We start from the raw sequence: 23,052 nt of genomic DNA on the forward strand, positions 1-23,052 counted from the left end.
TCGCTCCATTTTCGGTTCGACCATGATGGGAGAGGCGTCATGTATGCTCAAGGAGGAGATGTGGCGTTTTCAGTTGCTGATAGAGAGATACTGCTGACAGTCAAGGGCGTTGGCCCGACCGTTGTGAAGCGATTCGAGCAAATCGGAATAGACTCGCTCTCCCAGCTGGCATCTTGTCGGGCAGATGACATAGTGGAAATGGTTGCTTCAATGCTGGGGACAACCTGCTGGAAAAATAGTCCCCAGGCCAAGTCGGCTATCGAGGCGGCAATTATCAGGGCCAGAGAGGAGGTGTCATGATCCAGGCGTATCTCTTGCTACCGTATCTCGCTACTGGGCCATGGCATGCCGCTGGCGCTTGTCGTGAGCATGGTTGAGGCCTTTTGTTGTGCGATATGCTGTACAATGATGATCGTTAATCGTAAATGATAATGCCATCTTCGGTGATAAGTTTTGCTATGGATGATGAGTTGATGCGAAGGAGGTTGTGTGTCTGAAGTGTCGCCGGAAAACACGGATAAGCTCGGCTCGATCAATAAAAAGATTCTGGCCGAGGGAGAGCAGTTACCTGCCGTTACGCTGAAGGATGGTAGCAGGGTGCAGACTGGAACGGTCGCTGCAATGCTGCGCAACGTCGCATTATACAATGCGGGAGAGCGTGGCGACGTGGAAAAACAGCTGGAGGCTGCAGTACCTACGCTAATCAAGGTGGGCCTTTTTGAACTTTTCTCCGTAGATGAATGGATCGGCGGATCAAATCCTGGGCGTAGATTCGTCGGAGAGTGCGCTAGAGAATATCTTGATCGTCAAGGATGAGTCGCTGTGGCGCCTGCCCGGCGACGTCAGGCTGTTTGTTCGCGGCCTGATGTCGGACGGGTAGTCGCTGGGTTAGAGTGACAGGACGAATATGAATCGAGAGCACCAGATACTGTCATGGCTCATGCAGGATGCGATGCGGATGGCAGCGCTTCGTGTTGCCGCGTCGATGAACCTGCGTGATTGGTGCATTGGGGCGGGATTCGTTAGAAATCTCGTATGGGACAAATCACACGGCTATACCGTGACGACGCCTTTGAACGATATCGATCTGATATATCATGACTCGTCACGCGCGAGCGAAGAGCATGATGCACAGATCGAGGGTGCATTGAAGGAAACGTCTGACCTGCCATGGTCAGTGAAGAATCAAGCTCGCATGCACTTGCGTAATGGTGATGAGCCTTATGCATCTACAAGCGATGCCATGCGCCACTGGGTCGAGCTGGAAACAGCCGTTGGAGCAGCGCTTTCGTGCAGTGGTGAGGTCAAGCTTGTAGCCCCGTTTGGCGTTGATCGTTTGTTCGATAGTACGATCACGATTAATCCCGGTCATCGCAAGCCTGAGGCTTTTCTTCATAGAATACAAAGCAAGCGCTGGCTCGAGTCGTGGCCAAATCTAAAGGTGGTCGGTTAATGAAGAAATAAAGGCTTATACAGGAATGTCGATTGAGATTCGGTCATGCATTGGTGGCATAGCGATCGCGGCCTTTAGAAAATTCGGCTCGCGTCTATTTATGGTGATGGTTTTATTCTGTTTGGTTTTTAATGGTGAAATGGCAAGGGTGAATGCATCATAGAGTCGTGATCACTGGCGGTCCCGGTGGTGGAAAAACGAGCCTCATTGAGGCCATGGAAGAGCGTGGATATCCAGTCGTTCAGGAGACTGCTCGACGAATCATCAAAGAGCGCTTGGCAGCAGGGTTGTCGCCACGACCAGACCCGGTTTCCTTCGGTAAGAAGATCCTGAGTTCGGATATCGAAAAATATCAGGCTGCCGCTGGTGGCCACCGTGCTGTGTTCTTTGATCGAGGAATATTGGATGCGCTTTATATGCTGGATGAGGCCCAGGCGTTAACACGCGATGAGTTTGCTCAGTACGTTCGGCGTTTTCCCTATAGCAGTGTTGTCTTTCTTCTACCGCCATGGGAAGAGATTTACGCCAAGGATTCGGAGCGAGACCAAAGCCTTGAAGAAGCTGTCCAAGTATTTGAGGGTATGAAGGGGTGGTATTCATATTGGGGGTATGAAACAGTCGAAGTTCCACGTGTCAGCGTCGAAGCGCGAGTGGCTTTCGTTATTAAGCGTATATTCTGTGCCTAGTCATGCGCTTTGGAATGCGCATGACGGTTAGTCGAGGAGCCTGGAGGTATAGGAATTATCTCGCGGCAGGCTCCCAATAGCGTCACTTTTATCCCTTAGAAATATCCATGATGCCTATCCTCAGGTGCTCCAGGAACACCTTCACCTTTTCCAGCGGATACTTTTTGCCGGAGTAGAAGGCGTGCAGCACCAGATCTTCTGGCTCACAGCCAGGATCAATCCTGACGAGAGAGCCGCTATCGATCTCTGCTTGGCATGCATGCGTAGGTAATATGGCAAAGCCAAGTCCTTTCAGCGCGGCGGCTTTGGCCATGTTGCCGCTGTTGACCTTGTAGCTGGATGTGACCTGAATGGTTTGATTCTGCTTGAATCGCCAGGGCATGCCTTGTAGTACGGATAAACTGGTAATGCAGGGGGTCTTGCTCAGCTCATCCAGAGAGCTCGGTAATGGGTGAGATTCAAGCAGTTCTGGGGCGGCAACCACGCAGCTTGACCAGCGCAGGATTTCCCTAGCAACCCAGCCTGAATCCTCCAATGGCCCGCGCCCAAAGCGCAGGACCAGGTCGAAACCTTCCAGCACCCCTTCCGTAGGGTTCAGCTGAGTATCGCAACTCAGCTGTATTCGAGGATGATGCAGGCAAAAGTCTGCAATGAGCTCAGCCAGGAAGGGCAAGTCAGGCATGATGATCTTGAGATGGCCGGACAGGGTGTCGCCATAGAGGGATACCTCTTCCAGTGCGTCATCCATCGCCTGCGTGAGCGGCGCCATCGACTGATAGAGTTGCATGCCTGCGGCGGTGGGCGCCATCTTGCGGGTCGTGCGCTCCAGGAGTCGAAGATTCATCTGTTTCTCCAGCAAGGCGACGTGCCGGCTGACATTGGACGTTGGTATTTGAAGACGCTCTGCTGCGCGTTTGAAGCTTAGTTGTTCATAGGTGGCCTGAAAGCTGAGCAGCCACTGCATCTCGACGTTCTCTATCATCCATTATCTCGAAAAATGGGATTAACCCTGCCATGTTAGCAGGTTTATTCCTTTCTGTGAGATTGTGACAATCCGGGAAGCATTCGATTGTCGAGGGAAAAGGGATGAATGACACCCGTCGTATTGCCATTGTCGGCGCAGGCGTCGCGGGGATGGCGCTGGCGATATTCGCTAAACGGCAAGGCTGCCAGGTGAGCCTGTATGAGCGTTCAGACGAGATCTCGTCCATAGGAGCCGGTGTGACCCTATGGCCAAATGCCATGTATGTTTTGCAGCGGATGGGGCTGGATGAAGAGATAAGACGCGTTGGCGGTGAGCCTCGCTTCATGCGCCAGTTTGACCAGTATGGCGTCCCTAAGGGGGAGTTTGACCTTGAAGAGGTCAACGCGATTTGTGGTCTTCCCAGTGTGACGATCTTGCGCTGTGACCTCATGAAGGTGCTCGCCAAGACGCTAAGCGACATGGGAGTGAAGATCCACCTTGGATGCGAGATAACCGAGCAGGATGTGGAGGCGTTGAAGCAAGAGTGTGAGCTGGTAGTAGGGGCCGATGGAAGGATGAACTCGGTGGTGCGCCGGACATTGCATCAAGGCAAGATATCACCTCGCTATCACGGTTTCGTCAATGCGATTGGCGTCAGCCAGCTGCAGGAAGGCATTCTGGATGGCGCCATACTCGAGTACCGCGGGATGAGAGAGCGATTCGGCATCGTCCCCGTGTCAGCGGGATCTTGCTTTTGGGCCGGTGCCTGGAAGGCGCCTGTCGATCAAGAACGGCCACTGTCTGCTTGGTGGGACGAGCTACAGCGGCGCTTTAGTGGCTGGCCTGATCCTGTGAAGCATGTCCTGAAATTCCATGATGAAACACGGCTCAATCGCATTTTCGTCCATGATATTGACCCTCTCCCTTACTGGCATGAAGACAATGTATTGGTGATCGGCGATGCCGCCCATGCCTCCTTGCCGACGTCGGGGCAGGGGGCGTGCCAAGCACTGGAGGATGCATGGCATCTGGCCAGGATGATAGGGGAGAAGCCGTCAATGGAAAGCGTCCTGAGCGCTTTCTACCAGCAGCGCATCGCCAAGGTGTCTGCTGCTCAAGCCGTAGGGAGGCAGCTGGCCAGCCGCATTTTTGGACGCCATCCGGAGCTTCCGTCCTCTACTCCGGATATGTCCGCCGAAAAGCTGAGCCAGCTCTGGATGCAGGGCTTGCAATGATGTAAGCGTGAGGGGCGATGAGATACTGAGGCATACCACGAGGTCGCACATATGCTCTGGTGGCAGCTCATCGGGTGAGCTCTCATCCGTTCATCGGCGCAGATTATCGATAGGCGGGATGCGGCACAGGCGCAGCAGGCCATTGCGGCAGGCCTTGAGCCAGGGGTAGAGGCGGGCGGCTCGCCCGGGGCTCGCGAACAGGCGATACATCAGCCGATTGAACACGCCGCTGCGCGTGCCGAGCAGGGTGAGGCGATGCAGGGCCTCGCTGCCGTGATACCACTGATCGCCGACCTGCAGGGCGAAGCCTTGGTCCAGGTCGATGCCCCGGGCGCTGAGTTCGCGTCGCGCCTCGCTATCCTGGCGCCCGTCGATCACCTCCAGCTCGCCGACGTCGCGCCGAATGCGGTACCAGAGCACATAGCGCCGACATATCGGACAGTCGCCATCGTAGACCAGCCGCATCCGACGGCCCTGCGCCGGGGCGCTCTCTGGCGTCTCGGGTTCGGCGTTATCGGGTTTCCGAACATCGGTCGGTCGTGACATACCTTGGTGCCCTCCCTGTGAGGTGCCTCCCAGCCTACTCGGGCTCCAACTGCCTGCAAACCCTCCCGTTTCTGCACTATTCGGCACAGTTCACATCACGGCTTTTGCAGCCGATACCTCGTTCGAATAGCATCAGCTAATAAGGCCGCTTGAGACGGCCACAAAAGGGACGCAGGGCTACCGCAGGAGGCGGCTGAAGTACCGTCGCACGATGCAGGTTGGCAGGCGGTAGCGTGGCCGAGCCAGACATCTTCCTTCCGTCACTTCCCATCCCCGCAGGCGCTGACGAACCGCGTCGATGGCTAGCGTTTTCTTCCCTGGAGGAACATGACATTCCCATCGGCGCTCTGGACGTCGCCGTTGTCCAGTAGCAGGATTGTTAGCGTCATATTCTTTTTGTTCCGGCGGCACCGTTCGGTGGGTGCCGGAACCACCTGGGAGACCTATGGAACGCTTCTATAACGCGCCGGACCGTGTCGTCGACGATATCCTCCACGCCGCGGCGGCGACCGCCGACCTGCGCGTGGCCGAACCGGAAAGCGGGCTGCGGATACTCATCAGGGAAGACTGGGACCGGGCTAAACACGGCCGCCAGCAGGTGGCTGTGCTCTCTGGCGGCGGGGCCGGCCACGAGCCCGCCCACGCCGGCTTCATCGGCCAGGGCATGCTAACCGGCGTGATCTCCGGCAGCCTGTTCGCCTCGCCCAGCGTCGAGCCGATACTGGCGGCGATCCGCGAGGTGTGCGGCGAGGCTGGCTGCCTGCTGGTGGTGAAGAATTACACCGGCGATCGCCTGAACTTCGGCCTGGCGGCGGAGCGCGCTCGCGGCGAGGGGCTGAACGTCGAGATGGTGATCGTCTCCGACGACGTGGCCATCCACCAGGCGCCGCAGCCACGTGGCATCGCCGGCACCCTGCTGGTGCACAAGCTGGCCGGGTATCTCGCCGGGCAAGGTACAGCGCTTGGCGAGATCCAACAGCAGGCTCGCGCCCTATGCGAGCAGATGGGCTCGCTCGGTATGGCGCTGAAGCCCGCGGCACAGCCCGGCCAGCCGGCGGCGTCTCGCTCGCCCGAGCTGGGTCTCGGCATTCACAACGAGACCGGCACTCGCGAGGTGGCCCCCGAGAGCGCGGATGATGCCATGCGCCTGGTGCTCGAGCCGCTGTGTGAGGCGCTCGCCACCCTCTCCGGCGCATCGCCGAACACTGCCTGGGTGGCCATGCTCAACAACCTCGGCAGCTGCTCGACCCAAGAAATGGGCGTGCTGGCCGAGAGCCTGCTGCGTCAGTTGGGAGAGGGAAGCGTCAGCCACTTGATCGGACCCGCGCCGCTGATGACCTCTCTCGACATGCACGGCTTCTCCGTCACCCTGGTGCCCGGCACGCCCGAGTTGCTGGCCGCCCTCAGAGCGCCGACCAGCGCGCCTGCCTGGCCGGGCGTTCGTGGCGTGCGGAAGGCGCCCACCTTCATGCCGAACACGGGCCAGGGCCACGATGCCCTGATCGACGACGCCCCGCAGAACGCCGAAACCACGGCGGTGCTGTGGCGCGTTATCGAGACGCTACGCGATGCCCGCGAGGCGCTGGATGCCCTGGATGCCAGCAGCGGCGACGGCGACGCCGGGGCCAGTATGCAGAGCGGCGCCGACAGCCTGGCCCGCGCGCTCGATGCCAACCACCTGACCACCACCGCGCTGGCGCCGCTTTTCACCGGCATCGGCCAGCTGCTGGCCCGAGACATGGGCGGCTCCAGCGGCGTGCTGCTGTCGATCCTGTTCACCGCCGCGGGCAGTGCGCTGGATCGTGGAGACGCCCCGGCGGACGCCGACGCCCTCGCGGCGGGCGTGAACAAGATGCAGGAATACGGCGGCGCCAGGGTAGGGGACCGCACCATGCTTGACGCTCTGCTGCCGGCGATCGCATCGCTGCAGGGCGGCCACTCCCTGGCCGATGCAGCCCGAGCGGCGCGCAAGGGTGCCGACAACACCGCCTCGCTCACCACGGCCAATGCCGGACGCTCGGCCTACGTGCCGGAAAGCGCCCTCAAAGGCATTGTCGATCCCGGCGCCGAAGCCGTGGCGCGCGTCTTCGAGACGCTGGCGCGGGGATAAATAAGCCTGAACTCGGACCCTTCGCTAGAGATCGTAGAGGTAACCTTTCGATTCTGCCCCGAACTGAACCGTCCGGTTCGGGGCAAGTTTTTTATATGAGCCCCAGCGGTACGGATGTTTCTTACTCCACTCAAGGATTGAAACGTGCATTTATAAGCTTTCGAGGTAGATGAATGGTGAAATATAGCTCTAAGCTGACAAAGCTTGCTCGGATTTTCGCGGCGCTTGGTGTTGTTGGTGTATTTATTAATGCGACGCTCAATCTGGTGGCATTGCTTGTTCTTGAAAAGCACGCCGCCAATATGTTTAACGATGACTGGTGGTCAGTATGGTTTCCTGGGTACGCGACCTGGACGATGATGTTGTTTGTGGGGCTTGTCCTGTATCTAGCTAAAAAATATAGGTTTTCTAGTGAGTGAGCGGTGGTTGTCGAAACTGGCTGGCCGCGTCAAGTCGAATCGTCGTGTTTAAGGAATTGGATGTAGCTGCTCTAGTAGCTCCGATGGAACTTATGCCGTCAAGGCGCTAGTGTCAAAAGTACTGGAGTCTATTGCTTTGAGAAAAGTGTTGGTGAGTTCCTGCCTTTTAGGGAAAAAGGTTAGATACGATGGTGGAAGTCTCCCAGTGAATGACCAGCTCATTGAACAGTGGAGGAATGAAGGCCGTGTTGTCTCGGTCTGTCCCGAGGTTGAGTCAGGAATGAGTGTTCCAAGGAAACCTGCGGAGATTATCGCAGGAGACGGACTTAGTGTATTGGATGGCCGGGCCAATGTTGTTGAAAAAGAAGGGGGCGTTGTTACCGACGACTTTGTTTCAGGTGCTTCGATCGCCTTGAAGCTATGCAAGAAATTTAATATCGAGGTGGCAGTGCTGGCTGAAGGCAGTCCCTCCTGCGGAAGCTCATTTATTTATGACGGCAGCTTTTCAGGTAGTCGAATTGCCGGCATGGGGGTTACGGCAGCATTATTGCGCCGACATGGTATTCAGGTGTTTAGCCAGTACGAGATGGAAGATGCTAATGATGCCATTCATGCGCAAAGCGACTGATGGCAATGTTAACGATTGTTCACTGTTATTTTAAAGTCACCCTACGATACACAGAGTGTACTATGCATTTCGGCACTGCTTGGATCGCAGGTGTGTAGAGTTTGACTGCGCATGGTAGCCTTCATACGGCCCATCAGCTTTGGCGGTTTGCTGTGAGTATCCATATGGATGCTCTCCCAATGCATGGATATGCATGTTGTATTGGCATAGTTGGTGCTGAGAAAAATGCGCAAGTGCGCGAATTATGCATGGGCCAAGTTATTCTTGGTTTCATTTGATATCAATGGTTAGGTGCAGAATGACGGCTAGATAATATTGTTGAACGTGCTGGCACGTTAATCCAATATCAGAACATTCCAGCTAATCACTATTGGGCATCGCAATGAAGAGCAGCTCCAAACTCAAGCTCGGCGCTGTTGCCTTGGGAATCCTTGCTCTCGCCTTCGGCACCCCTGCTGTGCTCATTTCCGCCTACGCAGTCATCAAGGCGCGCATGCCCTACAACGAAGAGGGCAACTACTTCGACGGCGTCATAGTTCATCATGAGGGGAGTGAGTATGTCTATGGGTTACTCTCACTGCCATTCTGGGCATTCACCATCGTCGCGAGTATCGGCGCGTACCGCACCTTCAAACGTGCAGTCGCTGCCAACTAGGCATTCAATCCTACGGCCCCGTCTTCGCTGGGTTTCGGCGCGGCCGCGGGTGAAGCGGGCGTTATGTGCACTATAACCAACGGAGTGGATCTTATGGAAAAGGTGGAAGTAACCTGAGAGAAGAATCTACGCATTTAGTGGAGTTGCGTCGGTGGTGTGCATTTTTTAGTACACTGATTGGCTTAGTGCTCGAGTTTATAGCCAGCATTGTAGTTGTACTCATGGGTATACTTGAACTGGGCGCCCTTGTAGGTGGCCTAGTGAGATATCTAGACAGTATTCCCGTGAATGTTGCCAGGCTTAAAAACTCGAGAAACAACTTATGTGCAAGACAACACCTAACATAATAAGGTTTTCAGAAATGATTTGATATCCGTGGAGATTTTTGCTGCGGTGGTTCAGGCACTATATAGTGCAGGGAAAAATTAGCATCTCGTATCTCATATCTAAATAGAGCGTTATACGCAAAAAGGAGGAAGTAATGTCGCACGGGTTGTTTTTTCCGGTTATGGAAACCGAGAGATTGACACTTAAGCCCCTGGGAATTGATGATTCGGGTGGTCTGTTTGAGATTTTTTCTGACCCTGAGGTTATGCGTTATTGGAATACTGCTCCTTGGGTGGCGGTTCAGGACTCGCTAGATTTTATTAATGAGAGTAATGATTCGATGAGGAGCCAAGAGTCGCTGATACTCGGAGTGTATGTTAAGTCTACAGGTGAATTGGCTGGAAAGTGTATGTTGTTTGGCTACGATAAAGAATCCAAACGTGCCGAGATTGGTTTCGGTTTGGGTCGCTCCTTTTGGGGGAAGGGTTACATTTCCGAGGCGGGAGAGGCATTAGTTCAGTACGGATTTAATTCATTGGGCCTTCGGCGAATTGAAGCTGAGATAGATCCAGATAACCACTCTTCCGCGAAAGCATTAGAGAAACTAGGGTTTTCCCGAGAAGGTCTGCTAAGGCAGCGTTGGGAAGTCAACGGCATTGTCTCTGACTCGGCAATGTATGGACGACTGGTAAGTGACCATTCCGGACAGCATAACCAGGCTATGTACGCGACAAACGCTTGATTGTAACCATTTTGCCGCTGAGTGCAGTGTTATTTACTTTGGGGAACCAGATGGAAGTAGTCGTAGTCGAACAGCATGTTTCAGAATATCCAGAACCATTTTATTTGAAGAAATATGATGTTGTCACACTCGGTGTGCTCGATGACGAATTTCCGGACTGGATTTTTATCACCAGTGAGCGTGGGGAGCAGGGCTGGGCTCCAGTCCAATATATAGATAAACTTCCTCAAAACGCTAAGGGCGTCTTGCTTAAAGACTATGACAATGTTGAGTTTAATACTGTTTTAGGTGAAAGGTTGTCAGTGCTTTTTGAGCTTAATTCCTGGTATCGAGTTTCAAGGTCAAGCAATGAAATAGGTTGGGTGCCGGTGAATACGGTGAAACGTACATAAAAAGCTGTTCAAAGCTGACTCAGCAGGCGAGGCACGGCGGTCTCAAGTACCAAGAGCAACGCTACTGCTGGGCAGCTCGGGCTGGCGATCTTTTTCTTGAACACCGCGGCGTAGACTTCTAGCGGCGTGCGCCAGTCGAGCGTCTTGCACGGCCGCGTGTTGAGTGAGTCAGCGATCTCGACGAACTCTTTCGGGCTCGAGTCCCGGGATCGTTCCCGGTGCCGTTCTCGCGGCGGATTCACGAGCGGCTGCCAGGGTCGACCCTCGAGATCATCCCCGACGCCGGCCACCTCTCGGCGCTGGAACGGCCCGAGCGAGTGAACGTGGCCATCACCGGGTTCCTGGCGTCACGCTTCGGCTGAGCCAAGGACGTTTATCGTATCAGTTCGACTCCGCTCATCGGGTGAGCCCGGTTCCGCTCAGCGGCGCAGGTTGTCGATGGGCGGGATGCGGCACAGGCGCAGCAGGGCATTGCGGCAGGCCTTGAGCCCGGGGTAGAGGCGGGCGGCGCGCTGAGGGCTCGCGAACAGGCGATACATCAGCTGGTTGAACACGCCGCTGCGCGTGTCGAGCAGGGTGAGGCGATGCAGGACCTCGCTGCCGTGATTCCACTGATCGCCGACCTGCAGGGCGAAACCCTGGTCCAGGTCGATGCCCCGGGCGCTGAGCTCGCGACGCGCCTCGCTTTCCTGGCGCTTGTCGATCAGCTCCAGCTCGCCGTCGTAGACCAGGCGCATCCGACGGCCCGGCGCCGAGTGTCTCTCGGGCGTCTCGGGCTCGGCGTTTTCGGGTTCCCTAACATCGGTCGGTCGTGACATGGCGTGCTCCCTTCGCGCTGGGCATCTCCCAGCCTACGCGGCCCCCGCCTAGCTGCAAACCATCCCTTTTTCCCTCCATCTGCGCCTTTCGGCACAGTTCAAGACCCGCATTTTGCAGCCGATATCCCGTTCAAATAGCATCAGCTAATAAGGCCGCGGAAGACGGCCACACCAGGGACGCAGGGGCTACTGCAGCATACGGCCTGAGGGCCTTTACGTTTCGCAGGTCGGCCGGGCGGTAGCGTGCCCGGAGACACGTCGCCACGGCTAGCCCAGCGGACTCCTGACACCCGCGAAGCCGCTTCCCAGCACATGAGTGTAGATCTGGGTGGTTTCGACGCTCTTGTGGCCCAGCAACTCCTGCACCGTGCGGATGTCCGTGCCTCGGCTTAGCAACTGAGTGGCGAAACTATGCCGTAGGGTATGGCACGAACCCGGCCGAGGGAGATTCGCGGCACGCATCGCCTGTCTGACCGATTTCTGCACCGCCGACGTATGGATATGGTGCAGTACCACTTTCCCGAAAGGGTCGAAGCAGGGTTTGCTGGAGGGAAACAGCCATTGCCACGCCAGCGACAGGCCGGCATTGGGATACTTGCGATCCAGGGCATGGGGTAGGGTGACGGGAACCTGGCCATTTTCGAGTCGACGGTTCAGCAAGTTCTGGGCCTCTGCGATTCGCTGCTGTATCGGCACCAGGCAACTGGGCGGCAACAGCGTGGTGCGATCCTTGTCGCCCTTGCCGGATCTCACCGTCAGCACCTGGCGCTCGAATTCTATATCCCGCACGCGCAGTCGACAGGCCTCCGTCACGCGTAGGCCCGCTCCGTACATCAGTGCGGCCATCAGATGCATCGGGCCTGCAAGATGGCTCAGCACGCGCATCACTTCGTCGTGCGACAGCACTACCGGCAGCCGGCGAGGGCGCTTGGCACGCGAGAACTCCCCAATATCTCCCAAGGGCTGTTCGAGCACATGGCGATACAGGAAGACGAGGGCATTCAATGCCTGGTTCTGTGTGGCCGCCGCCACATGACGCTCCATGGCCAGGTGCTCCAGAAAGGCATGCACCTCGGAGGCTCCCATGCCGGCCGGATGCCGTATTCCATGGAAGCGGATGAAGAAACGGATCCAGTAGCAGTAGGTCTTCTCGGTTCGGAGGCTGTAACGTTTTACCCGCAGGGTGGCCTTCACGCGGTCCATCAGCTTCGGCGGCTTGCTGTGTGTATCCATGGTGCCCCCCCCTTCGATGCATGGATATACATACAGTATTATTGCTACCGGGAAAACGCGCAAGCACGCGAATCCTGCATAGGGAGCCGAGCTTTTCTTAGCTTTACGTGATATCAATGGGTTAGGTACGAAATGACAGGCTCGATAAGCTTGTTGAACGTGTCGGCACGTTCATCCAATATCCGAGCTTTCCACCTAATCACTGTTAAACAACCAATGAAGAATCCAACACTGTATATATTTTCGGGGTTACCCGGATCAGGAAAATCGACGTTGGCTAAGAATTTAGCGAGCGATACAGGTGCCGTGTTTATAAGAATTGACACGATAGAGCAAGCTGTTCGAGATTTGTGTGATTTCAAGGTTGAGGGTGAGGGATACAGACTCTCATATAGAATTGCATTGGATAATTTGGCCTTGGGAAATAGCGTAATTGCAGACTCTTGTAATCCTATAGAGCTAACTCGCCAGGAATGGAGAGATGTTGCAATCAATGCTCGTTCGAATTATATAGATATCGAGGTGAAGTGTTCAGATGTCGCTGAGCACAAGCACCGTATTGAAACGCGAGAGCAAGAGGTGCCAGGGCTGAAACCGACTACGTGGCAATGCGTTATAGATAGGGAATTTCACCCTTGGGAATCGAAACGGATCGTAATTGATACAGCAGGTAGATCCATAGATGAGTCTTTTCAAGAGCTCATTCTTGCACTAAATGAGCATGAAAATGTTTAACAATAACATGCACAGGAAACCAACTACGCGCCACCAATTGTGGTGCGCTACGCGCACTTTACCACAATTGGCTCTGCTCCGTTGGTTCCTGTGATGTTGGCGTTATGCGCTCATAAGGAATGAACATTGCCAAAAATAATTTTAGAAGGATACATAGTCGTTCCAGAAAGTGAGCTTGAAATTGTAAGGAATGAATTGAAAAGTCATATCAATCTCACGAGAGAAGAAGAAGGCTGCTTAGAATTTCAAGTAGTTCAAGATGAATGTGAGAAAAATAGGTTTCATGTTTACGAGGAGTTTAAGAATCAAGCGGCTTTTCAGTATCATCAAGAGCGTGTGCAGACCTCTCACTGGGGTGAAATCACAAAAAATGTCGAGCGGCACTATCAAATTCATGAGGGTGGCTGACTGTGGCTGGTGAACCCTGTAGATTGGCCAAGCGTATCTTGGGCACCGGCGCATAACTAGGCGCTGCACCGGACGGCCAACGCTATGCACCTTTGTGCTGGTCGCTTCGCTCCCATTTTCGCACAAAGGTGCATAGCATTGTCCGCCGGTGAGCTCGGCGTTAGACTTCTGGGGATAGATTGTGCCAACGAATTTTTATTACGTGTACTCGTTGAAGGATCCGAGATCTAATCCTGCGAAGCCATTTTATATTGGCAAAGGAACGGGGAGTCGAGCCTTTGATCATTTAGTTAAGCCGGACAGCACAAAAAAATATTCCCGAATCAAGGAAATCCAAGAATCAGGCTTTACTCCGATCGTTGATGTTTTGGTGGATGATCTTACAGAGGCGCAAGCGTTAAAAATTGAATCAGAACTTATAGCGGCCTTCGGGACAGAGGAAATGGGCGGAATTCTCACTAACTCGGTAGTTCCGTCCGGCCTTGGTGGTAAGCAACGTGATGGAATCGTAGTGCCACAAGGCTCGGTTGAGAGAGCGCAGCTTGGCCTAGAGCTGCTAAAGGCCTCGATACTTGAGCTGGCCGTAGCTAATCCTGATGGCATCCTCAACTCTGACGCGGCAAGTTTGTTGGGGCTACGTAGTGACTATCGTGGAAAGCAGAAGGATTACCTATCTTATAGCGTTATAGGGCTCTTAATGAGGGAGGGCAAACTTTCTAGAGTCGAAGGAGCGCGTCCTCGCCATGTTGCAAAAGCCTAACAAGGCCCGGCAATATGCAGCCTTCGGCTGCCGGACTCGCTACGCTCGCCGTTGCGGGCGGCGTTAGGCGATAAAAATGAGCGAAATATCTCCAATAAGAAGTCTCCAGGCGAACATGAAAGATGTAGACCGCCTTCTTGAAATTCACACGGACATAGGCGGAACCGCTGCTGGCCGCCGATATGGCTCTGAAGTGCTCAATAAAAGTGCGGTGGTTATGACTTGTGCGAATTGGGAGGCTTTTGTTGAAACGCTTGCGGAGAAAGCTATTGATCATATTCTTACAAAATCTCGGGATCATCAATCTGTGCCTAAGGTCATACGCAAGGGCGTTGCTAGTCAATTGAAAGATCATAAAAACGAACTCAAAGTTTGGGATCTGGCTGCTGACGGATGGAAAGACGCCATATTGGGATTCAGAGACAGAGTTATTTCAGAAAATATAAGCCCATTCAACACTCCAAAGCCCCACAATGTTAAAGAGCTTTTTAAGAAACTTCTTGATATAGACGATGTCTGCGCCAACTGGTATTGGCAAGGTATGTCAAAAGTTAAAGCGGCAGATAAGCTAAAGAAGTTCGTGTCAACAAGAGGGGCTATTGCACATCGTGGCGAACTAGATTCTTCCATCACCAAGCAGTACGTAGAGCAGCACATAGAGTTTGTTATTCGGTTATCGGTTCGCACATCAAACGTTGTTCGTGATCATGTTAAGCAACAAACGGGAAGCTATCCATGGAAAAGGGCTCGATACCAAAACTTTGTCTAGCGCCTAACAAGCGGCGGCAGTCGGACCAAATTTCCGCTCGTTCCTCGCTCCAATTTGCCCGCTGCGCCGGGCGTTAGCTTATTTTAATCGGAGTTTCGTTTGAAATTTGATGAAAAAATATTGGTATGGATATTGTTGCCGGTAGCACTGTTTTTGCTGTTTAAATCCTCAGAAGAGCCGCTTTTAATCGAATCTTCGCGGCCTATATTCAAGCAGTTTGCTAATGGCAATACGATTATATTCAATATCTGTATTGGCTACATAGTAAGCCTGTTGTTCTATATTCTCGTTGTGTTCATTCCTGAGAATAGGCGCAATCGAGAGTTGAAAGCAAAGTTAGGCCAGCCAATATCGTTTGTTTTTGAAGCATTCAGTTCCGGGATTTTTCACTGGAGCAAGCATGTGATTCATTGCAAGCCTATTGATGAGCATATAAAAGTGATAGATCAATTCTTAAAACAGGCTAACTTCAAATCGCTTGGTGAACCAAGAGCTATTGTTATATTACAGTCAGCAGATGAAATACTGCCGACTTTCGAACAGCTGGTTCCTGTGGCATTCCAGATTTCACACGAACACGCGATGATTTGGCTAAGCTTGACCAATTCAATTAGACAGTTGTCTAGACTGTGGCACGATAAATCAGACGAAAGAGATTACGGAGTGCTTGATCTAAATTTAAAAGAGTTTGTCGAGTACGTTGAGCAGTTCTATGCCACAAAAAGCTAACAATCACAAGCAAGGGACCAAACTACGCTCCGCCAATTTGCGGTTCGCTACGCTCACGTTACCGCAAATTGGCTCCACTCCGTTTGGCCCCTGTTGTGGGCGTTAACCATATTATAAATCGGGAAGCCATAGAGTGAATATAGAGCAAATAGTCAATGATTCTTCCGATGAAGAGACTAAGTCAGCGCTGACATATTTTCTTCAGAGCTACATGACACCTGCTTTCGGAGCTTTGCCTAAAAATGAAGTTGAACTGATCGTCCTTAACGTCCTAGAAAAGTTGAACGCGATAGATGAAGAGCCAGAATTATATGAGCTTGTGTCAAAACTTAAAGTTACTCGCTCAAAGGCTCGCGGCCTAATTTATGACAGGGAGCTACGCCGATCTTCCGAAGAAGAGTTGGACGGAAAGGTGAAAGCCCTTTTGAAAAAGCCGCTAATCCAGAAGAACGGGGACTTGTATGTTCTAGAAGTTGAAAATCCACTTGTATCGGATCACCTGAGGTCGAAGGTCCAGAAGTTAGGTTACGTTTCTGATGGTTCGTTCTCGCCTAGCATAGTAAAACTTGGCCTTGATGCTGTTGCAGCTTTAATAGAGTCATATCTTACTGAGCAAGAAAGGGATGACGTTAAGGGCGCGCTTGTTGCCGCTGGCGCTCCAGATACTTCATTCAAAGGTGTGATTAAAGCTACTTTCAAGAAAGTGGCTGGCAAGGTCGCATCAGATACTGGAGAGGCACTCATGGAAAAGGCATCTGATTTCATTTCACCGATAATAGATGCTGGGGTTGATTTGGTAACAGAAAAAGCAAGAGAGCTTTTTGAAGAAGCTGATGAGCAGAATGGTTAACAAACGCAAGCACGCGGAACAATTTTCCGCTGCGCTCCAAATTGTCCGGTGTTGCGGGCGTTGGGTGTCACAGGGAGCCAAAACATGATCATAAAGAAGAAGCGAATCCGATCCGCAGCGAGCAACATTCGTGGCGTAAGGAGAGGCGAGGCGATATGTGTGGCAATTACGGATGTGCAGCGATTTAAAGACAAGTTGCAAGAAATCGGATTTTCGTCCTCGCTTGCGGTTGGGGAGCGGGTACTTCCAGCGCCAAGTGGAACAGTTAGTACCTTCAATGCTGAAGGAGATTTTGAGGTCCATCGCGATCAGCCAATGGAAACAGCTTATCGCCAAGGCGAATGGACCTGGCAGGAATTTCGCGGGCGTCACGAGACAGTTGAAAAGTCGAAAATTGTAGATATTCCGTACAAGCGCTACCCGCGGACTCCAATCCCACCGCCCGCAGTGGAATTGACAATCGCCGAATCGCCAACGGGACAGAAGGTAGTCGTTTCACCGCAGATACGTTTTACGCCCAAGTCTGAATCGGCTCTAGTCCACGTCGTCAATCTTTTCCTTGAGCTTTTCGGCGAGTGTGAGGTACTGAGATCTGACCTATCGCCAATCGCGCCAGCGAAGCTGATTCGATTGAACTGGGAAGTTCTGCCCCCCGGGAAATTACCTTGGAAAAAGCTCCAGAAGCGACTTCAGCCAATCGTGAATAAGCAGCCAGAAGGCAATCGAGTGGTAATTGATAAGCGTCATGAGACTATCGCCGCTCACGATCCCGAATTCGTGGCTGTAGGAAGAGGCGGATTCGGAGGGTACGTAATCTTCGGTTTCCCGTCTAAGTCGATCTTTATTCTGGAGAGTACGAAGGTAAATAATGCAACGTATATTCTTGATCGAGATTGGGAGCAGCTTTCAATCATGACAAAAGCCGAACTCCTTGATGGGAAACTTCATAAGGAACGAGTAATTCACCGTGAGAGTTGGTTCTCGGAGATTCACGCTCTCTTGGGTACGTGACACCCAACAAGTGCATGGAGTGGGACGTTTTTTCCGCTACGCGCTACGCGCTGCGCTCCAAAAACGCCCCTCATGCACGGCGTTAGCACTAAAAAGGATCAAGCATGGCTGTGGGCATTAAGGTTGGGAGCATTACAGATGAAATTGGCACCCCGGACTTTTTTCATGCCTTTTTCAGCACTGTGAGTTCTAACCTCGAGAAGGGGTGGGGGAGTCGCTTCCCTGTTCTCCTCAATAACTTGTACCAAGGTGGGCTTGAAGCGGCGCTCGCTGCGAAAGCTCTAGCCGAGTTAGAGGAGGTTAAAGAGGAGTTGGCAGCATTCTCCCCGGAGCATGTAGTTTGGGACATCGAAGATCCTTCAAAGCAGCCGCCGTGGGGTTCTAGCATTTCACCGGACATCACATCACTGGCCAATTATTTTGTAACTTCTACAGGTCGTGATCTCATAGAAACTTTACGAGAGGCGCTATGTGAAGCCGCCAGGTACAACAGGCCAGCGGCCATTGTCCAGTGCTAACAAGGCGCAGCAGTTCGCAGCCGATGGCCGCCGGACGCCCTTTTCATTGCGGCTGCGCCTTCATTTCAAGGGCGCCGCTGTGCTTCGGCGTTGGGTATCAATATGAGCAATTCTGACCGTCCGTCACTTTTCGTCGGCTCCTCAGTTGAGGGACTGCCCTACGCAAAAGCCCTACAAGTCAACCTCGATCATGCGCTTGAGGTGACTATTTGGTCCCAAGGCGTGTTTGGCCTGAGCGGTGGAACATTAGAAGACTTGGTGACGAAGCTCGAACAAGTTGATTTCGCCGCTCTGGTAGTTTCGCCAGACGATTTGATCGTATCGAGAGGAACAGAGCAGGGTGCCCCACGTGACAACGTACTGCTTGAACTCGGCATGTGCATTGGCACCTTAGGAAGAGAGCGTAGCTTTTTCGTATTTGATCGAACTTCGAATATCAAACTGCCAACAGATCTCGCCGGTGTCACACCGGCATCATTTCAACCACATTCTGATGGAAATCGTGAAGCGTCGTTGGGTGCCGTATCAACCCAGATTGAGCAGAAAGCGCTAGAGCTCGGGGTGAGGACAAAGATCGGTCAAGTAGGACTGATCGATGAACATACCCAGTTTCGAATTATCGCTGACTTGTTGGGGGCGGTTGCAGACAATTTTATTATCCAACTCGCAGAGCCTGATAAGTATTTAATACGCGAAACCGGCATGGCGCGGAGCCTAGGAAAGCATTGGTATTCCATCGATGCGCCAAACCGCCACATTGGCGACGGCCGCTTCTCCGTCGATGACCTGTGCGAGAAGCTGCTGGAAGCGGACATCATTTCACAGAAACTGAATTTTCATGTCGTTCTCACCTCAAGGGGACAAAACTTTGCACAGTGGCTGCTCGATAACGGATACAAGGCTAAGGCTTTCAAGAGCAACTTGGGTGGCTGGGGAGAGTCCGAATGGTTCATGCGCTCATCCATAGACCTCTTAAAAGATGGTGCCCAGTCGTACGATTGATACCCAACAAATCGCTGCAGGTGACGTTTGACCCTCCACCCACTTTTGCTACCGCAAAAGCGGGCGTCGCCTCAAACGCACCTGAGCTCAGGCGTTACCGCGCCGATGATCGGTACCACCGACGCTTTCCACAAATCCTTGCTCAACCTCCCATCCAGACGCTTGCGCTAACCTGAGGATGACCGAGGTTTTTAGGTGAGTGGACGATGCCTGTGATCGGGTTCCCTCGTCATGCTGTGTCCTTCGGGCTGGTGCCGAGTGTCTTGGCCTGCCTGCTCGCGCCCGGCCCGAGCGTTGCCGACGACTGGGAGCTGCAGAGCCTCAGCCTGCGTGCCCGTGTCTCGGAGAAGACCCTGCTAGGGGAAGAAGCGCCGGAGGACTTCAAGGAGTACGACCTGTCGGCCAACGTCGGCCTGCCATGGGAGCGCTACGCCGCGTCGGGCTGGGGCGTGGGCACACGAGTGATCGCGAGTGGCGGTTTGCTGCGCGGGGCGGGGGAAAACGCGCTGGTGGTGTCGGCCATCCCTGAGCTGACGTTGGGCAGCGAGGACAGGCGCTTCCTGCTGGACCTGGGGGCAGGCGGCGCGCTGTTCAGCCGGCATCGCTTCGGGGAGCAGGATTTCGGCGGGCCCTTCCAGTTCGCGCTGACCTTGGGGGTTACGGTGCCACTCTATCGCCGCTTGGGCGTCGGCTATCGGTTTCTTCACTATTCCGATGCCGGCGTGAACGGTCCGGACACCACCGGGGCGGATTTCCACATGATCGAATTTAGCTACAGGTAACGTATGAGGATATGTGCCGCGCAGTTGCGTCCCGAGCCCGGTGATCTGGCGAAGAATACGGAAAAACATCTCGCCCTCATCAGGCTGGCAGCGGCCCAAGGAGCCGACCTGGTGTATTTCCCGGAGCTATCCCTCACGGGGTATCAGCCACGCCTGTCGAGCATCCTCGTCAGCGAGGCGGAACACTGGTGCCTGGACGCTCTTCAGGAGCTTAGCGATGCGCACGGCCTGCGCATTGGCGTAGGCATGCCCTTGATCGTCGACGCTGGCGTGCAGATCGGGATGGTGTGGTTTTCTCCTCACGAGCCGTCTCGCACCTATGCCAAGCAGTGGCTGCATGCCAGTGAGCTTGCCTACTTCACGGCAGGGGAGCGCCAACTGTTGCTCGATGGCCCCGGCGGTACGCTGGCTCCCGCCATTTGCTATGAATCGCTCCAGGCGGATCACGCCAACGCGGCCGCCGCGATGGGCGCTCGGTTTTATCTCGCCAGCGTGGCCGAGTCGGCCAGTAACCTGCCCAGGGCCATGCAGCATTATGCATCCATCGCCCGACGCCACGGCATGCACGTGCTGTTGGCTGACGCCGTGGGCCCGAGTGGTGACTTCATCAGCACGGGGCGATCGGCGGCCTGGAATAGCGAGGGAGAGCTGCTTGCCCAGATGGGGACGGAGTCGGAGGGCGTGCTGATGCTGGACACCGCGCAAGGCATCGCTAGCGTGCATGAGGTAGACCTTAGCGGATAGCCGCGCCCGCACTGGCGATTTTTTGACCACCCGCCCAAGACGAAGCCCCCCAAAAGCTGGATAATGGCCGGCTACGCGCTACGGCCGCCCGAATCCACGAATCCGGTGCTTTGTCAATGGAAATCAAGGTCAACTATCTCGACAACCTCCGGCTGGAGGCCAAGTTCGACGACTTCACGGTCATCTCCGACCAGCCGATCCGCTACAAGGGCGACGGCTCGGCCCCCGGGCCCTTCGACTACTTCCTGGCGTCGTCGGCCATGTGCGCGGCCTATTTCGTCAAGGTCTACTGCAACGCGCGGGACATTCCCACCGAGAATATCCGCCTGTCGCAGAACAACATCGTCGATCCGGAGAACCGCTACAAGCAGATCTTCAAGATCCAGGTCGAATTGCCGGAGGACCTCTCCGACAAGGACCGCCAGGGCATCCTGCGCTCCATCGAGCGCTGCACGGTCAAGAAGGTGGTGCAGACCGGCCCCGAGTTCCAGATCGAGACGGTCGAGAACCTGGACGAGGACGCCCAGGCTCTGCTGATGGCCAAGCCGGAGGAGGGCGCGAGCACCTGGATCGAGGGCAAGGACCTGCCGCTGGAGCAGACCATCGCCAACATGACGGCGATCTTCGAGGACCTCGGCATGAAGGTCGAGATCGCCTCCTGGCGCAACATCGTGCCCCACGTGTGGTCGCTGCACATTCGCGATGCCTACTCCAACATGTGCTTCACCAACGGCAAGGGCGCCACCAAGGAGAGCGCGCTGGCCTCGGCGCTGGGCGAGTTCATCGAGCGGCTGAGCTGCAACTTCTTCTACAACGACCAGTTCTTCGGCGAGGAGATCGCGAACGGCCGCTTCGTCCACTACCCGAACGAGGAGTGGTTCCAGCCTGGCCCCAACGACGAGCTGCCCGACGGCATCCTCGACGACCACTGCCGGGCGATCTACGATCCGGACGGCGAGCTTCGCGGCTCCAACCTGATCGACACCAACTCCGGCAAGGTGGAGCGGGGCATCGTCTCGATCCCCTACGTGCGCCAGTCGGACGGCGAGACGGTCTACTTCCCCTCCAACCTGATCGAGAACCTGTTCCTCAGCAACGGCATGAGCGCCGGCAATACGCTGCCCGAGGCGCAGGTGCAGTGCCTGTCGGAGATCTTCGAGCGCGCGGTGAAGCGCCAGATCATCGAGGAGGAGATCACCCTGCCCGACGTGCCGAGGGAGGTGCTCGAGAAGTACCCGGACATCCTCGAGGGCGTCGAGGCGCTGGAGGCCCAGGGCTTTCCGATCCTGGTCAAGGACGCCTCGCTGGGCGGCCAGTTCCCGGTGATGTGCGTCACCCTGATGAATCCCAAGACCGGTGGCGTGTTCGCCTCCTTCGGCGCCCACCCGAGCTTCGAGGTAGCCATGGAGCGCAGCCTCACCGAGCTGATGCAGGGCCGCAGCTTCGAGGGCCTGAACGACTTCCTGCCGCCAACCTTCAACTCCCTGGCGGTGGCCGAGCCCAACAACTTCGTCGAGCACTTCATCGACTCCTCGGGCCTGGTGTCCTGGCGCTTCTTCAGTTCCAAGGCCGACGTCGAGTTCGTCGAGTGGGACTTCTCCGGCACGAACGCGGAAGAAGCCGCGACCCTGTTCGGCATCATCGAGGAGCTGGGCCTGGAGGCCTACCAGGCGGTGTTCGAGGAGCTGGGCGCGCCGGTGTGCCGCATCCTGGTGCCGGGCTACTCCGAGGTCTATCCGGTGGAGGACCTGGTGTGGGACAACACCAACAAGGCGCTGCTGTTCCGCGAGGACATCCTGCACCTCCACGAGCTCAACGATGAGCAACTGGGCGAGCTGCTGGAGCGCCTGGAGGAGACCCAGATCGATGACCACGAGGACATCATCACCCTGATCGGCATCGAGTTCGACGAGAACACCGTCTGGGGCCAGCTGACCATCCTCGAGCTCAAGCTGCTGATCAACCTGGCGCTGGGCCAGCACGAGGATGCCCTGGACCGGGTGCAGATGTTCCTGCAGTTCAACGACAACACCGTCGAGCGCGGGCTCTTCTACCAGGCCGTGAATGCGGTGCTGGAGATCGCCCTGGACGACGAGCTGGAACTCGAGGACTTCCTCTACAACTTCACGCGCATGTTCGGCGAGGAGGCCATGGAGGCCGTGGTCGGCGCGGTGAACGGCATGGTCCGCTTCCCGGGGCTGGAGCCGGTCGGCATGCGGCTCGTGGGCCTGGAGCGTCATCAGCGCCTGATCGAGAGCTACAAGAAGCTGCACGCCCACCGTGCCGCCCTGGCGGGCATCGAGTAAGCCGCCGGCGTTTGCCCCGCATGACTAAGCCCCCGAGTCGGTCCGCCGGCTCGGGGGCTTGTCGTTTGGTGCGTGGTGGGTCGGGCTGGTCGGCGTGGTGTCCTGAAGTGACCCCCTCCATAGCTGCACAGGCTATAGTGCAGCCATCAGGAGGACAGGATGAGCGACGACAACCCGATCAAGCGATGGACCGCCAAGCGCAAGGCCGCCGTGGTCATGGACATCTTCAA

Annotated in this window: 28 protein-coding genes and 1 pseudogene; 24 read left to right on the plus strand and 5 right to left on the minus strand. The window is 55.1% G+C overall.

The window, feature by feature from the left end; genetic code table 11:
• Positions 1-39 precede the first annotated feature (39 nt).
• The 4 genes from ACGTN6_RS16875 (at position 40) to ACGTN6_RS16890 (ending at position 2,139) form a co-directional block, all read left to right on the plus strand.
• A complete protein-coding gene (locus tag ACGTN6_RS16875; RefSeq protein ID WP_394593801.1) occupies positions 40-300 on the plus strand; it encodes a helix-hairpin-helix domain-containing protein in 261 nt (86 codons plus the stop codon).
• A 189-nt stretch (positions 301-489) separates the two neighbouring features.
• Positions 490-816 carry a DUF7709 family protein gene (locus tag ACGTN6_RS16880; RefSeq protein WP_394593803.1) on the plus strand — a complete coding sequence of 109 codons (327 nt, stop codon included), beginning with the start codon at positions 490-492 and terminating at the stop codon, positions 814-816.
• A 142-nt stretch (positions 817-958) separates the two neighbouring features.
• Positions 959-1,453 (plus strand): nucleotidyltransferase family protein, encoded by a 495-nt coding sequence (locus ACGTN6_RS16885; protein WP_394593805.1) that lies wholly within the window; start codon positions 959-961, stop codon positions 1,451-1,453.
• Positions 1,454-1,605: 152 nt separating this feature from the next.
• Positions 1,606-2,139, plus strand: a complete 534-nt coding sequence (locus ACGTN6_RS16890) for an AAA family ATPase (RefSeq protein WP_394593807.1) — start codon at positions 1,606-1,608, stop codon at positions 2,137-2,139.
• A gap of 88 nt (positions 2,140-2,227) precedes the next feature.
• On the opposite strand, the gene ACGTN6_RS16895 is transcribed toward ACGTN6_RS16890, so the two are convergent.
• The gene (locus tag ACGTN6_RS16895) at positions 2,228-3,121 is read right to left on the minus strand and encodes a LysR family transcriptional regulator (RefSeq protein ID WP_394593809.1); all 894 of its coding nucleotides are present in this window, start codon (positions 3,119-3,121) and stop codon (positions 2,228-2,230) included.
• A gap of 104 nt (positions 3,122-3,225) precedes the next feature.
• Here ACGTN6_RS16895 and ACGTN6_RS16900 point away from each other — a divergent pair, with 104 nt between their 5' ends.
• On the plus strand, positions 3,226-4,338 hold the full coding sequence (locus ACGTN6_RS16900; RefSeq protein ID WP_394593811.1) for an FAD-dependent monooxygenase: 1,113 nt from the start codon (positions 3,226-3,228) through the stop codon (positions 4,336-4,338).
• Between the two features lie 90 nt (positions 4,339-4,428).
• Here the strand turns inward: ACGTN6_RS16900 and ACGTN6_RS16905 are convergent, their stop codons facing one another.
• Positions 4,429-4,884 (minus strand): DCC1-like thiol-disulfide oxidoreductase family protein, encoded by a 456-nt coding sequence (locus ACGTN6_RS16905; RefSeq protein WP_394593813.1) that lies wholly within the window; start codon positions 4,882-4,884, stop codon positions 4,429-4,431.
• A gap of 445 nt (positions 4,885-5,329) precedes the next feature.
• On the opposite strand from ACGTN6_RS16905, the gene ACGTN6_RS16910 reads away from it, so the two are divergent.
• From ACGTN6_RS16910 to ACGTN6_RS16935, 6 genes are all read left to right on the plus strand, one after another.
• Entirely contained in the window at positions 5,330-6,994 is a 1,665-nt protein-coding gene (locus ACGTN6_RS16910; RefSeq protein ID WP_394593815.1) for a dihydroxyacetone kinase subunit DhaK, read from the plus strand.
• Between the two features lie 173 nt (positions 6,995-7,167).
• Entirely contained in the window at positions 7,168-7,413 is a 246-nt protein-coding gene (locus ACGTN6_RS16915; RefSeq protein ID WP_394593817.1) for a hypothetical protein, read from the plus strand.
• Positions 7,414-7,549: 136 nt separating this feature from the next.
• On the plus strand, positions 7,550-8,041 hold the full coding sequence (locus ACGTN6_RS16920; protein WP_444875044.1) for a 2-thiouracil desulfurase family protein: 492 nt from the start codon (positions 7,550-7,552) through the stop codon (positions 8,039-8,041).
• A 382-nt stretch (positions 8,042-8,423) separates the two neighbouring features.
• A complete protein-coding gene (locus tag ACGTN6_RS16925; protein ID WP_394593819.1) occupies positions 8,424-8,696 on the plus strand; it encodes a hypothetical protein in 273 nt (90 codons plus the stop codon).
• 481 nt (positions 8,697-9,177) lie between these two features.
• Positions 9,178-9,765, plus strand: a complete 588-nt coding sequence (locus ACGTN6_RS16930; RefSeq protein WP_394593821.1) for a GNAT family N-acetyltransferase — start codon at positions 9,178-9,180, stop codon at positions 9,763-9,765.
• Complete coding sequence (locus ACGTN6_RS16935; RefSeq protein WP_394593823.1) at positions 9,762-10,157, plus strand: SH3 domain-containing protein; 396 nt, start codon at positions 9,762-9,764, stop codon at positions 10,155-10,157. Before ACGTN6_RS16930 ends, ACGTN6_RS16935 begins: the two co-directional genes overlap by 4 nt.
• 8 nt (positions 10,158-10,165) lie before the next feature.
• Here ACGTN6_RS16935 and ACGTN6_RS21145 read toward each other — a convergent pair.
• Positions 10,166-10,348: pseudogene (locus tag ACGTN6_RS21145) on the minus strand (hypothetical protein); the annotation flags it as partial.
• 27 nt (positions 10,349-10,375) lie between these two features.
• On the opposite strand from ACGTN6_RS21145, the gene ACGTN6_RS16940 reads away from it, so the two are divergent.
• Positions 10,376-10,519: an alpha/beta fold hydrolase gene (locus tag ACGTN6_RS16940; protein WP_394593825.1), complete on the plus strand. Its 144-nt coding sequence runs from the start codon at positions 10,376-10,378 to the stop codon at positions 10,517-10,519.
• A 57-nt stretch (positions 10,520-10,576) separates the two neighbouring features.
• On the opposite strand, the gene ACGTN6_RS16945 is transcribed toward ACGTN6_RS16940, so the two are convergent.
• Positions 10,577-10,975: a hypothetical protein gene (locus ACGTN6_RS16945; protein ID WP_394593827.1), complete on the minus strand. Its 399-nt coding sequence runs from the start codon at positions 10,973-10,975 to the stop codon at positions 10,577-10,579.
• A 267-nt stretch (positions 10,976-11,242) separates the two neighbouring features.
• Complete coding sequence (locus tag ACGTN6_RS16950) at positions 11,243-12,208, minus strand: integron integrase (RefSeq protein WP_394593829.1); 966 nt, start codon at positions 12,206-12,208, stop codon at positions 11,243-11,245.
• Between the two features lie 216 nt (positions 12,209-12,424).
• On the opposite strand from ACGTN6_RS16950, the gene ACGTN6_RS16955 reads away from it, so the two are divergent.
• From ACGTN6_RS16955 to ACGTN6_RS17010, 12 genes are all read left to right on the plus strand, one after another.
• Positions 12,425-12,943, plus strand: coding sequence for an AAA family ATPase (locus tag ACGTN6_RS16955; RefSeq protein ID WP_394593858.1), 519 nt, complete (start codon positions 12,425-12,427; stop codon positions 12,941-12,943).
• A gap of 126 nt (positions 12,944-13,069) precedes the next feature.
• Positions 13,070-13,351, plus strand: coding sequence for a putative quinol monooxygenase (locus ACGTN6_RS16960; protein ID WP_394593830.1), 282 nt, complete (start codon positions 13,070-13,072; stop codon positions 13,349-13,351).
• Positions 13,352-13,562: 211 nt separating this feature from the next.
• The gene (locus ACGTN6_RS16965; protein WP_394593832.1) at positions 13,563-14,111 is read left to right on the plus strand and encodes a GIY-YIG nuclease family protein; all 549 of its coding nucleotides are present in this window, start codon (positions 13,563-13,565) and stop codon (positions 14,109-14,111) included.
• Between the two features lie 76 nt (positions 14,112-14,187).
• Entirely contained in the window at positions 14,188-14,880 is a 693-nt protein-coding gene (locus ACGTN6_RS16970; RefSeq protein ID WP_394593834.1) for a HEPN domain-containing protein, read from the plus strand.
• 99 nt (positions 14,881-14,979) lie between these two features.
• Entirely contained in the window at positions 14,980-15,609 is a 630-nt protein-coding gene (locus ACGTN6_RS16975) for a hypothetical protein (protein ID WP_394593836.1), read from the plus strand.
• Between the two features lie 133 nt (positions 15,610-15,742).
• Positions 15,743-16,459: a hypothetical protein gene (locus ACGTN6_RS16980; protein ID WP_394593838.1), complete on the plus strand. Its 717-nt coding sequence runs from the start codon at positions 15,743-15,745 to the stop codon at positions 16,457-16,459.
• Positions 16,460-16,543: 84 nt separating this feature from the next.
• Complete coding sequence (locus ACGTN6_RS16985) at positions 16,544-17,470, plus strand: hypothetical protein (protein WP_394593840.1); 927 nt, start codon at positions 16,544-16,546, stop codon at positions 17,468-17,470.
• A 104-nt stretch (positions 17,471-17,574) separates the two neighbouring features.
• The gene (locus ACGTN6_RS16990) at positions 17,575-17,988 is read left to right on the plus strand and encodes an Imm70 family immunity protein (protein ID WP_394593842.1); all 414 of its coding nucleotides are present in this window, start codon (positions 17,575-17,577) and stop codon (positions 17,986-17,988) included.
• A gap of 102 nt (positions 17,989-18,090) precedes the next feature.
• Positions 18,091-18,990 carry a TIR domain-containing protein gene (locus tag ACGTN6_RS16995; protein ID WP_394593844.1) on the plus strand — a complete coding sequence of 300 codons (900 nt, stop codon included), beginning with the start codon at positions 18,091-18,093 and terminating at the stop codon, positions 18,988-18,990.
• A gap of 206 nt (positions 18,991-19,196) precedes the next feature.
• Positions 19,197-19,772, plus strand: coding sequence for an acyloxyacyl hydrolase (locus ACGTN6_RS17000; RefSeq protein ID WP_394593846.1), 576 nt, complete (start codon positions 19,197-19,199; stop codon positions 19,770-19,772).
• A 3-nt stretch (positions 19,773-19,775) separates the two neighbouring features.
• Positions 19,776-20,516: a carbon-nitrogen hydrolase family protein gene (locus ACGTN6_RS17005; protein WP_394593848.1), complete on the plus strand. Its 741-nt coding sequence runs from the start codon at positions 19,776-19,778 to the stop codon at positions 20,514-20,516.
• A gap of 116 nt (positions 20,517-20,632) precedes the next feature.
• Entirely contained in the window at positions 20,633-22,822 is a 2,190-nt protein-coding gene (locus ACGTN6_RS17010; RefSeq protein ID WP_394593850.1) for an OsmC domain/YcaO domain-containing protein, read from the plus strand.
• Positions 22,823-23,052 lie beyond the last annotated feature (230 nt).

It is taken from the genome of Halomonas sp. B23F22_20 (genome assembly GCF_043496985.1).
Lineage (GTDB): Bacteria > Pseudomonadota > Gammaproteobacteria > Pseudomonadales > Halomonadaceae > Halomonas.